Origin of the sequence: Pontibacter fetidus (assembly GCF_010119545.1) — a bacterium.
In the GTDB taxonomy this organism is placed as follows: Bacteria; Bacteroidota; Bacteroidia; order Cytophagales; family Hymenobacteraceae; genus Pontibacter; species Pontibacter fetidus.
The window spans coordinates 66951-78819 of the sequence record NZ_JAAEAA010000007.1 but is presented as its reverse complement, the minus strand read 5'-3'; the positions used below and the strand labels follow the sequence as shown (position 1 = coordinate 78819).

Sequence of the window (11869 nt, the reverse complement as noted above, 5' to 3'; positions counted from 1 at the left end):
CGGCAGGTTTATGCATTACAATTGAAAACACTAAACAGCTTCTTACTAAAATCAGGCAGTGCTAAATTATTTAGGAATTCGGAACAGCATCTAAGGCACTTATTTCGGATTTGTAGGCCGGAGGCATTAGGAGCGCTTTAAAAAGTTTATCTGCGTGCACGTACCGGCTGAGTTTATATAACCCTAGCATTGGCCATAACCACGACCTGCCACGGAAACCTAAAAGGTGACGCACCTGTGCTGGCACTACAAGGGTTTGGGCTTCGCGTAAGATAGCGTACCGGATAAGGCCCAGGTGTTTTTTGTATTGGCTGAACAGGTCGTGAGTATAGTTACTTTTCTGCAGGTTTTCCTGTAAATGTTTATCACGGTCAGGTAGCCATAGTTCGTAAGTGGTCGGCAGGTCTTTTACGCCCATGCGGTGGCCCACCCTGTAAAAAACGTTGAACACTTCTCTCTTTTCTGCACTGGTCAGCTTTCTTTCCAACACTTCGTAAGCGCGAATAGAGTAATCTATCAGCATGTAAAGTACATCACGGTACGCCCAGTCAGGAATGCTATAGCCCCGCTTTGCTTCAACTGTAGCATGTATGGCAGCCATGGCATCTATAGCCCGGTGTGCTGCACCCTTTTCAGAGAAAACAATTTTGCGGGCGTAGGTTACGGTCGTAAACAGACGCCCCAGCGGGTCAGACGGAAGCCTGCCGGTATAGTATAGCCAGTCTACGGCTTTGTTTAAAGCAAACTCGGCGGCGGCACCTGCAAAAATAAAAAGTATCGTATCGCTTTTGCCCCAGATCTGCCTTACAACCGAACCCTTATCTACAAAATAATCCATACCTCCATAACGTGCAAAAGCAGGCAATTGTGCCTTTAACTTTCGCAGTGGTGTGGCTAATAATTTAACCTTATTACTTGCAAAACCTACCTAAAAGCTATGGACCTGGCTGATGCCTGAAAAATAATTTATGTTTAAAAACCCTGATTCTAGACGTTAAGCGCACTTTTTTAAATAAGACTTAAATTATTTTCACAACAGCAGTAACCTTACGTGGAGAGTGGCCGTAAATACACATGGCTAAAAGTTGAAAAGTTTTTTATAAACTTATCATAACAAAAAAGGCTCCCAGACGGGGAGCCTTTTTTGTTTTATATACTTTGTGGTTCTACATACCCTCCTCTCAAACTCATTAGCTATTAACTAAATTAAGTTCCGGCTGTCATTGCAAATTATGTCCAGAGTGTTGCTTACATGTTACAATAGTTACTGCTCATTTCCCTTGTTATAATGAACTATAGTTGCAAATATCTTCACAGCTCAAATACTCAATTTATAAATTGTTGAGTTTAGACGATAGCTTAGCCTTTGCTGTTAACATTACTCTAGTTTTATAGTGGGAGACCTTTGTAACCCGGTAACTTAAGTGGGCAGGTGCCTACGTTGTACTATAAAAAAGGTTAAGCACTGAAACAATAAAAATTCAGGAAGTGAGGTTAATACATCAAACTACATAATACAATTCCTTCATACAATGTATTTTGTATTCAGTTTATTCTTTTAGCCTAACCCTTTACTGCCATGATCATTGAATTTTTACTTACCTCCATCGCAGCTTTTGGTACATTAACTATAATAGCTTACCTAAAACAGTTTGAAGACGGGATTGCAGAACTGCATCAACAACATAACCTGTTGTATTGCCCGGCCTGCCATTTTACCCACCAATCCGAGACTGAATGCAGAAACCCAGAAAGTAAGTTAACCAAACTAAAGAAATACTACACCCGAAAAAGAAGAGCCACTTTCGGGTATACCAAGCGATCGAAATAGACTTTAACCTATAGTTACCCCGGAAATGCTTTTAATCTAACAGAAACTATATCAGCTAAAACCATCTGCTATAGTTTTATTATATCCAGATCAATACGAAGCAGCTTATAACTATAGTTATATTTTATCAAACCATACCTTGTTAAACTATTGCAAGCTAATCCAGGGTTACCACAACTTTACCAACGGTTTTGCCCTGCTGAAAAAGGTGTATAGCTTCGTGCATCTGCGAAAAAGGAAAGGTGTGGCCAATGTGTTGCGGCTTCAGGTCCAGTGCCTGTAGTTCGTGTAACAACCCAAGCATTCTGTCTGTTTGTTCGTAGAGGTAAATCAGGTTAAAGCCCATCAGCGATTTATTTTCGGTGGGCAAACGCAAGGGGTCTATTTTGGGCCGCCACAGGTATTTCCAGATCAGGCTCAGGTAGTTTGGTTTTGCAGTATGGCTGGTAAAACTGGCATTTCCATATACTACCATCCTCCCCATCGGTGCCAGCGCCTTCCAGCCCTGGGCTAATACCTTACCTCCTATGCATTCCAGTATCAGGTTAAGGGGCTTGTTACCGAGGGTAGCTTTCAGTTGATCATAAAAAGCATTGTCCCTGACTATAACTGCATCATATTTTTCATCCTTCAGCAGGAAATCAACTTTACTTATGCTGCCAACAGTGCCAATGGTATAGGCCCCAAGTTTTTTACAGATCCGGTTTGCCAGTATGCCTACGCCGCCGGCAGCGCTGTGTATCAACACCGACATACCTGGTTGCAGGTTACCCAGGGTGGTGAGCGCATAATAAGCTGTTAAGCCTTGCACCAGAAAGCCCGCTCCTTCTTCGTAAGTCCAGCTATCCGAAAGCGCAATAACATACCTATGGTTTAAGTTGATGTGCGATACGTAGCCGCCAAACTTTGTAACGACCATTACACGCGTGCCTGGTTTAATATCGGTTACAGCTTCGCCAACCACTATCACTTCTCCCGAAAATTCAAGGCCCGGAATAAAAGAACCTGACGGTGTAGCACTATATAACCCCTGCATGGCAAAAATATCGGCAAAATTAAGCCCAATGGCTTTTACCTTCACACAAACCTCGTCGGCTGCGGGCTTATCCATGCTTTCGGTCTTAAGTGTCAGATCGCTGATAGAGCCGGCTTTGGGCATGCGGTATACCTGGCGTTGGGGCATAAGTTATAGTTTAGCGTTAAAGGTGCAATTTAAATTATATTGCACGTAAATAAGCAGTACACCTTACGGCAAAGGTGCATCAACATCAAAGCCACGCTATAGTTACCTAGCGTGGCTTTAGAATTTTTTATCCTGATGTATGCACTAATGCATCTTGTAGAAGTTCAGGTTCACTTCGTCTTTATAGGCTTTCTCACTTAGGGTGTAGTACCCTTTTGCATCCACCGAGAAAGTAACTGCTTCGCCTTGGGGCTCCAGGTTATAAGGCAAAATGCTATAGTTGCCGCGCAGCGTTTTATCTATACTTTGGTTAGGTGTTCGTGAATAGTAAAAAAGGCTGTTATATGTTTTTATGATTATGCCTTTGCCATTTGCTGCCAGCGCCGCGCTAACCACACCTTTGTATGGCAGGTTGCCTACCAGTTCAGCGGTAAGTATACCCGCACGGGTGTATGGGTAATTGAGCTTGTAAATTCGGGAGGAATTGTCTCGTTTCGTGATGATAAAGATGGCTTTGCTTTGCGGGTCGACCAGGAATGCTTCGGCATCGTGAGCACCATCCGGGTATTTAAAATCTATCTTTTCGTAACTATAAACGGTATCTGTAGTAGCACTTGGCTCCGGAAATTTATAGATGGTATTATGCTCGTGCCTGCCTTCATTATCCCCTATGTCGGCTATGTACAGATCGTTATCAGCCAGCACCATATCTTCCCAATCGCGGTTGGCAGCACCTTTAAGGAAAACCGTTTTCACTGTAGCGCCGTTGTGTTGCAGCAGGTATAGTTGCGCCGGATTACCGCCATCTTCATGCACCCACAAATTGCCCGGGTTTCTTTTACTATCGGCAATCCCCGAAACTTCTGTCAGCTGCCGGGTAACAGATTCAACTATCGGTACTTGCACAAAATCAGGAATTACTTCCGGAGCCGGGGCTTCGTTACTTTTGCAACTAACTAACCCGACAACTAAACAAATTGCTGCAAACTTCGCTAACCTTACCAAAGCACTTCTGTTAAACTATAGAAATTATTACAAATATCCACTACACACACCAACCACTAGCAGGAGTAAAATTAACAGAAATTTACTATTCCCGTATACAGCTGCCACAACTCTTTTTCTGCGACAAAATACTGGCTACAAAAGTTCTAAAAAACAAAAAACAGAGCTTAAACTATAGTTCATGTGCTTACAGCAACAATACTGGCACACCAAATACCAAAGCACAAACTATAGATTTCAGAATGAATGATTTCATTCGTTAGAAGAGTGACAACAATTTTTATATTAACATACACAAAGCAAAACCCTCATACATCGGCTCAAATTACTATTTAAACTATAGGTAACGATAGATACACGAGGTAAACAGTTTGAAAAACCAGGGTATAAATTTCCAGCTACTATAGTTGCAATTATAGTAAAATGCGTATCTTATCAATTGTAATTTACCTTTGTTATGATACTACACGAAGATGGTTTTCTGAAGCTGGAATATGATGCCAATACAGATGTGCTCAGTGTTCCGTGCCCCGATATTCAGGAGTTTGAACTACTTCATATACATAAGGCCTTGTCGATAGTGGTAGATGTGCTGACCAGTTATGACATTAAAAGATTTTTGTTTGATTCGAGCAAGAGCCGCATAGACGTGAATGGCGCAGCTTTTAACCAGTTGCTACACCAGTTAACGTTGGGACTGGTAAATTCCAGGCTTCAGAAGCTGGCGCGGGTGGTATCGGCGGATGCAGAACGGGAACAAAGTATAGCGCAGTTTCTGATACAGGCAAAAGGCCAGTTACCTTACGAGGTGCAAAACTTTAGTAACAAAGCTGTTGCCCTTCACTGGCTTACCAGTAAATAAGCCATCTAGCTTCAGAAAATCAACGCCTACATACAAAGTTAGATCAGTCCTTAAAATACACTCTGAACTCCGTTCCCTCCCCTTCATCGGAATTTATTTCAATGGAGCCACCGGCATTATCTATGATGCGTTTGGTGATGTACAGCCCGATGCCGCTGCCATCGACATGCGAATGAAAGCGTTTGAACATTGTGTATAGTTGCGCCTGGTTTTGTTTGCTTATGCCCAGTCCATTATCTTTTACCTTCAACACCATGCCCTGTTCACTGCGCATGGTTCGCACCGATATTTTGCATGCGTGTGTATTAGACCTGTATTTTATGGCGTTACTTACCAGGTTGTAAAGTATGCTCCGGAAGTTTGCGCGCGAGAAGTTAAGCTCGGTTACTTCAAATTTGGTGTCTATCCGGCAGGGTATCTGAAATTTATCGAACAGGTAGGTCATATCAGCCAGCACACTGTCAAAAACCTCCTGCACGTTTATCAGCTCGCTGTTTTTGTTATCGTCTAAGCTGCGCTGCAGGCGGTTTATAGTTGTTAAGTCTTCTACAGTATCTTTAAACCGGTGCACCGATGCCTGAATATGGTCAAAAAGCTTTATAGCGTCCTCTTCCCGTAGAATGCATTTATTTTCAAATCCTTCACGCAAATAGTTTACCAGTGCCTCAATGTTAAGGATCGGAGCTTTCAGGTCGTGCGAGGCAATGTAAATGAAATGATCCAGGTCTTTGTTTACTTTAGACAGCTCTTCGTTTTTCTTCGTCAAAGTATCTTCATGTATTTTCCTGTCAGTAAGGTCTTTGGTAACCTTTGTAAACCCAACCAGCTCATTATTGTTGTTATAAATGGCGTTTAACGATACATTGGCCCAAAAGGCAGAGCCGTCCTTTTTTCTTCTCCACCATTCATCTTCGTGTTTCCCGTTTAGTTTTGTAAGCTCCAGCTCTTCTTCAGGTTTACCTCTTGCTTGGTCTTCTTCACAAAATAACATGCCATAGTATTTCCCCACAGCTTCTTCCTCGGTATAGCCTTTAATTCGTTCGGCGCCCAGGTTCCAGGTGGTTATCACGCCCTTTGTATCCATGGCAAAAATGGCGTATTCTTTTACCTGGCTTATAAAATGATTCGACAATACGTGATAATAATTTGGATCCATAAACCAGGTAAAAACTTAAAAAAACGAAATCTGGCTGAGCAGTTTTACATACTATAGTACTTTTGGTTACAGTTAGATGCCAAATAACCTATAGTTTTATACTTATAGATAATGCCGTAACCTGGTTTGGTTGGTTTGAGGAACGATAGGTTTTGCTAATTTTTTAGCGGATAGCAGGCATCCGTTGGTAGGAAAACTGCTAGAACATGAACTTTACTTGCGGCCAGAAAAGGAGTAAGTCAAACGCATCAAAGTATAGTTCTTTACAGCAACCCTTTACACATTCTTACCCAACTAATAGCATGGGCTTTAACACAGAAAAAGCCGCCCACATACGTGAAGCGGCTCTTTGTTAAAACGATAGTTGCTTACTATCTAGCCAGAAAATCGGGTGTAAAATTCAGCATCAGGTAAGCCCACTGGCCTCGCTCCTGCTTGGTGGTGGCCGGCGCTTTCAGCAGGTTCAGGTTATCGGTGGCAAACAACGTAGCGTAGCCAGCTTCAATAGCCACGTTCTTAAAAATGCTATAGTTAGCTACCACATCTAGCTCGGTGCCAAGTCGGCGGGTGGTGGCTGCTTTGCCGGTTGGGCTCAGCTCACTGTCTGCTATTTTGTTGGCCGCATAAAACTCGTGCAGATCCAGGGTAAACTGTAGCTTATCGCTGGCTTTATACCTGTTCCGGATAAAATAATCTACCAACCCCGGAGAGCGACCAGCGTTGCCATCAACCCCAAATGGGTCTGCTACATAAAAATAATCCATGTATCCCCAGAACTTATGCGGTGTGCCATACAGCGGGTCGAAGCGGTGGTTAACCGTGCCCTGCTTAGTTGTGTTGTTGCCGGAAAGAAAATCGAAACCCGGGTTAATTGTTAGCTTGTTGTAACTGTAGGCGGCATCTGCTGTCAGGTTGTAGGCATCCAGTGTATTTCCGAACCTGTCGTTGTTGCCCTGGTAGTAAGCTGCGGCATTCAGTTTAAGAGCGTCGGTTATAGTTGCAAACAAAGCACCACCAACAGTTATGCGGCTGTTTACGCCTTCTGCCGGCGTGGTAACCCCTGCTATAGTTTGCGTTTTCTGGAAATCGTCTTTAAACAACAGCGCATTTACTTTACCAAACTTGGTGGTCCTGGCCAGGTACAGGTACTGCATTGATTTGTACATCATACCAATGCCGTTTGTGCCCGGCACTACAGGTGCAGGTGGCGTGCCATTATATACATTGCCGTTTTTACCGGGCGTATCTTTTCCGTGGTTCTGGTTAAAGGCAAAACCCGCATCGGCAGCCCAGCCTTTGTTACTGAATTTTAACACGATCGCATCGTGCCTGCGTGCCTGCTGCAGCCAGTCCAGGTTGCCAAGTAGCCGCGCGTCATCATATACTATTTCCTGGCGTCCCGCTTTTACCGAGAGGTTATCCACGTTTATAGTTGTTGAGTCGCTCAGGATCATCTCGCCCCAGGCCTGGTGCATAAAAAGCTTGCTCCCCTCCAGGTTGCTTATAGTTGACTGATCGGCACCCCAAACGCGCACATCCTGCACCGATACCAAAAACCGGTAACGGCTTGTGTTATAGCCCAGGTTCAGGCGGGTGCGCTGGTTAGTAAACACACTTGCTTTGGCATCCTCGGCCGGTAAGCTTCCCTGTCCGTCACGCAGTTCGGTGCGGGTGCGTAGCTGGCCTGTTACCGATAGCTGTGCGCTGGCCGTGTGCTGCAGAAGTATAAAACTGGCTCCTGACAGGAAAAGGGTGGTTAGTAGATTTCTTTTCATAAGGTTGGCATTTGGAATTATACTTCGGGGCAGCAGTTTATAGTTGTTTCAGCAGCCCTTCTATACTTTTCACGGTTTCGTCGGGATCTTTGCCCAGGCCTTCCTGCTGGTGCATAATCTCACCGGCCGGGTTAAGCACTGTTATGATATTGGAGTGTGCTATTTCGCCGTTACCACTGTTTTTATACTTCATGCTAAGCAGCACGGCAAGTTCCTGTATGTTGCCTTCATCGCTTGTAAGCAGGGTCCAGCGGCCGGCATCCAGTTTGTTTTCTTCGGCAAAAGCCTTTAGTTTTTCCGGGGTGTCACGCTCCGGGTCCATCGTTACCAGCACAATCCCTACTTCGTCGTTTTTATACTTTTCAATAGAGGCCTCTATGCGTTTCAGGTCGGCTACAATACGCGGGCAGGCATAGGTGCAACTGGTATATACCATAGCTACCAACTGTACTTTACCCTGTAGTTGCGGCAATTTCACCGGTTCGTTTTCCTGGTTCATCCACTCCGACTCCAGGTTGTACAACGACATTTCTGAAAGCGCTGCCTGTTCAGTTGGGGCATCTGTATCGTGTGCATCTGTCGTTTCGATCTGGTTACAGCTGCCCAGGCCCAGGCAAAGTATAAAGCTGCAGTATAGTAAACCTTTCATGGCAGATAATTTATAGTTGGGTAAGGAGAATGTATCAGTTTGTTTTTAAATGCTTTTGGCGCAACGGAACCCAAGGTTAGCCACCGTATAGTTTGATTTAAGGCTGGAACGGAAAGCGTAGCGCATAAAAGCGACATAGTTCTTCACATCTTTGGCACCGTTAGAGCCAGACCCGCAGAATAATTGCCTGTCCATGGTTACATCAGCTCTCGATTCACCAACCACCATAGCCGAATTAAAATTCTGAGTCCATTCCCACACCAACCCGATCATGCCATATACACCATAGTAGTTCCGGAAACTTTTTTGCACCGGCGGCAGGTAAGTAGGGTTTGGCTGGCTGTACCATTCTATACTTCGCTGGTAAAATTTGGCGTCGTTGGCGGCATTAGCTTTGGTTTCGCTGGCAAGTGCGGCAAATTCCCACTCTTCTACTTTGGCCAGTCGTTTACCCTGGCAGTCGCAATAAGCCTTGGCAGCAAACCACGATACATTTACCACCGGGCTGTTGTTAATTTTGGTAGCATTGGCACCTAAACTCAGGTCTGAGGCCCAACCACGCAGGTAATTCTCGTCGGCAAATATTTTCTTTACCGCTGATTTTCGCCACTTCGGGTATTTGCTAACAAAGGCCAGGTATTCAGAGTTGGTAACCGGGTATACATCCAGCAGAAAGCTTTGCACCTTTACCGGGGTTGAGTCGCTTCCGTAAAGGGGCACAAAAGTACCACCCTTTACATGTACCATGTTTTTGGGGAGTGACTTTTGTGCCTGCACCTTACAGCAGACTCCGATCAACAGCATCAATAGCAACAATCTCTGGAGTATCATCTTGGGTATAGTATATTAGTGCTTGTAAGAAGCTTTTGCTTTTTTAACCTGTGCCGGTGTTACTTCGCCACCTTTGTTGCCCCAGTTGTTCACCACGTAGGTCAGCACGTTGGCAATTTCTTCGTCAGATAACTTCAGCTTAGGCATAGTACTGTTGTATAGTTCGCCGTTTACTTTTATCTGACCTTCCAGGCCGTGCGCTACTATACCAATGGCTCGGTTAAGGTCAGCATTCAGGTAATCAGATTTGGCAAGTGGCGGGAAAGCACCTTTTATACCTTGTCCTTCGGCCTGGTGGCAGGCCTGGCAATTCTGGGCGAACAGGGTTTTACCAAGTTCCATGCGGCTGTTTTTGTTTAAGGCAACGGCGGCAGCAGGGGCTTTAGACTGAGGCATTTCCTGTACAGTAGAGCCTTCCGGCTGGTAAATCTTATCTACTATCTGGCCAGAGTACATGCGTTTGTTCTCGTCGCCTTCTACTTTAAGCATACCCAGCGCACCTTTGTTAAACGCTCTGAAGATAGAGTGATCAACCAACACATAGTTGCCAGGTACATCTGCTTTAAATTCGGTTATAGCTGAGCCACCGGCTGGTACAAGTGTCGTCTGCACGTTATTCTGTGTTTTGGTACCGCCTTCGGTGTACACGTTATCAAAAATTTCGCCGATGACGTGGAAAGAAGAAATAAGGTTTGGACCACCGTTACCAACAAACAGACGTACTTTTTCGCCTACTTTGGCTGTAAGGGCATTGTCACCGGTAAGGGCGCCTACAGAACCGTTAAACACCACATAAGATGGGTTCTCATCCAGTGCTTTTTCCATGTCGAAAGGCTGTAGACCAGGTGTTCCGAACTCGCCTTTGGTATAGAAGTCGCCCTGCATAACGTAGTATTCTTTGTCTACTTTAGGCAGTCCTTCTTCAGGCTCAACCAATATAAGGCCGTACATACCGTTGGCAATGTGCATACCTACCGGTGCTGTAGCGCAGTGGTACACATACAAACCAGGGTTAAGCGCCTTAAAGTTGAAAACCGTTTCGTGGCCCGGAGCTGTAAATGTAGAAGCTGCGCCACCGCCCGGTCCGGTTACGGCGTGCAGGTCAATGTTGTGGGGGTTTTTGCTGTCCGGGTGGTTCATCAGGTGAAACTCCACCTCGTCGTTCTGACGGATACGGATAAATTTACCTGGCACTGAACCACCAAATGTCCAGAAAGTATAGTCAACGCCGTCGGCCAGTTTTTTCACTACTTCTTTCACTTCCAGCTTTACTACCACTTTGGCAGCATGCTTTCTGGTAATAGGCGCAGGCACCAGCGGGGCGTCTGTTAACTCAGCCATTATAGTTGGCATCTTATCAGGAGCAACCTCTGTGGTCTGGGCTGCTTCGGCCTGAGTGGTTTGTGTGCTGCAAGAGCTTAATATGCCTGCGCTATAAATGCCCAGCGCCAGCAGTTGTACCGTTTTACTGATTGTAGAGGTTCTCATGATAAAATCATTTAGTGGATTTCTGCAACAAAGTAACTGCACAAAATCCGCAGCGGTTATGACGCCGGTCATAAAGCAAAATGATTTACATCACTAAAATCCTATACGTAACTATGGAAGTACAAACTTACTGGCAGTTAACCCCTAGCTATAGCTGGTTTAAAGATCGACAAGTTATTCAAATGCAATTTCGGCTTCGTAGGGGCTGTTTGCCGGTTCTGTAACCAAATGCACCGCTATATGGTCGTAAAACACAAACTTCTCGTTCAGGTCAACTATAGTTTCGCCTTCAGTACCAGGTAGGGTAAGGTGTTTGCTGTAGATAGGTACATCCTTTTCGTCGGTTACGGTAAGGGTTAAAGTGCCGCTGGCTGGCCACTTTGTTACAACTATAGTTTTTAAAAATAAGCTTCTGGTAGCCTCGTTGCCGTGCAGCAGCAGCATTGTGTTATAGTTGTTTAATGTAATTGTTTTCATAGCTATAGTTTATGTATAGGTTGGTTTACGGTAAGGCAGCTTAAATGTAAAGCTGGAGCGTAAACTTAAGTGGGGCAGGCATAGTTTTACAATGGCCAACTATAGCCATAAAAAAGCCTCCCGTTGCGGAGAGGCATTTTGTGAAATCAGTACCTATAGCGTAACGTCAAAGTGCCTGTCTATCAGTTTCTCCAAACTCTCTTTTGTGAGGGGCTTGCTGATAAATTCGGTTACTCCCAGATTTTTCACCTTCGCTATATCGCGCGCATCCAAAGAGGTTGTCAGTACCGCAACTACTACCGCATCTTTATCAAAACCTTCCACAGACTGCAATGCATCCAAAAACATAAAACCATCCATCACCGGCATATTAATGTCCAGCAGTACAAGCTGTGGCACTTTGTTAACTCCTGTACTGGTTGCTTCCTGGCATCGTTCGTTTAACAGCTCAATGGCTTCCCTCCCGTTCATGGCAATCAAGAGCTCATCAGTCAGGCCAGCCCTGGTAATAATCAGTTTGCTGATATAGTTTGTGGTCTCATCATCATCAACCAAAAGTATAGATGCAATCTTTTTCATTCGTTTAATTACAATAGGTCATTCTCAGCAATG

At 44.7% G+C, this 11869-nt stretch carries 12 protein-coding genes; 2 read left to right on the top strand and 10 right to left on the bottom strand.

The window, feature by feature from the left end:
- Positions 1-70 precede the first annotated feature (70 nt).
- Positions 71-838 (bottom strand): oxygenase MpaB family protein, encoded by a 768-nt coding sequence (locus tag GWO68_RS07105; protein ID WP_162345731.1) that lies wholly within the window; start codon positions 836-838, stop codon positions 71-73.
- A 741-nt stretch (positions 839-1579) separates the two neighbouring features.
- Here GWO68_RS07105 and GWO68_RS07100 point away from each other — a divergent pair.
- Entirely contained in the window at positions 1580-1831 is a 252-nt protein-coding gene (locus GWO68_RS07100; RefSeq protein WP_162345730.1) for a hypothetical protein, read from the top strand.
- Positions 1832-1988: 157 nt separating this feature from the next.
- On the opposite strand, the gene GWO68_RS07095 is transcribed toward GWO68_RS07100, so the two are convergent.
- Positions 1989-3014, bottom strand: coding sequence for an alcohol dehydrogenase catalytic domain-containing protein (locus tag GWO68_RS07095; RefSeq protein ID WP_162345729.1), 1026 nt, complete (start codon positions 3012-3014; stop codon positions 1989-1991).
- A 144-nt stretch (positions 3015-3158) separates the two neighbouring features.
- Entirely contained in the window at positions 3159-4019 is an 861-nt protein-coding gene (locus GWO68_RS07090) for a hypothetical protein (protein WP_162345728.1), read from the bottom strand.
- A gap of 457 nt (positions 4020-4476) precedes the next feature.
- Here GWO68_RS07090 and GWO68_RS07085 point away from each other — a divergent pair, with 457 nt between their 5' ends.
- Positions 4477-4881, top strand: a complete 405-nt coding sequence (locus GWO68_RS07085) for a hypothetical protein (RefSeq protein WP_162345727.1) — start codon at positions 4477-4479, stop codon at positions 4879-4881.
- Positions 4882-4924: 43 nt separating this feature from the next.
- Here GWO68_RS07085 and GWO68_RS07080 read toward each other — a convergent pair whose 3' ends face one another.
- The 7 genes from GWO68_RS07080 to GWO68_RS07050 all read right to left on the bottom strand — a co-directional run bounded on the left by GWO68_RS07080 (position 4925) and on the right by GWO68_RS07050 (position 11836).
- Positions 4925-6037 (bottom strand): sensor histidine kinase, encoded by a 1113-nt coding sequence (locus tag GWO68_RS07080; protein ID WP_162345726.1) that lies wholly within the window; start codon positions 6035-6037, stop codon positions 4925-4927.
- Positions 6038-6408: 371 nt separating this feature from the next.
- Positions 6409-7812: an alginate export family protein gene (locus GWO68_RS07075; RefSeq protein ID WP_162345725.1), complete on the bottom strand. Its 1404-nt coding sequence runs from the start codon at positions 7810-7812 to the stop codon at positions 6409-6411.
- Positions 7813-7849: 37 nt separating this feature from the next.
- Positions 7850-8461, bottom strand: a complete 612-nt coding sequence (locus GWO68_RS07070; RefSeq protein WP_162345724.1) for an SCO family protein — start codon at positions 8459-8461, stop codon at positions 7850-7852.
- Positions 8462-8506: 45 nt separating this feature from the next.
- A complete protein-coding gene (locus GWO68_RS07065) occupies positions 8507-9292 on the bottom strand; it encodes a formylglycine-generating enzyme family protein (protein WP_235941976.1) in 786 nt (261 codons plus the stop codon).
- 15 nt (positions 9293-9307) lie between these two features.
- Entirely contained in the window at positions 9308-10780 is a 1473-nt protein-coding gene (gene nirK / locus GWO68_RS07060; RefSeq protein ID WP_162345723.1) for a copper-containing nitrite reductase, read from the bottom strand.
- Between the two features lie 174 nt (positions 10781-10954).
- Positions 10955-11257, bottom strand: a complete 303-nt coding sequence (locus tag GWO68_RS07055; RefSeq protein ID WP_162345722.1) for a hypothetical protein — start codon at positions 11255-11257, stop codon at positions 10955-10957.
- Between the two features lie 153 nt (positions 11258-11410).
- Positions 11411-11836, bottom strand: a complete 426-nt coding sequence (locus tag GWO68_RS07050; protein ID WP_162345721.1) for a response regulator — start codon at positions 11834-11836, stop codon at positions 11411-11413.
- Between the last annotated feature and the right edge of the window lie 33 nt (positions 11837-11869).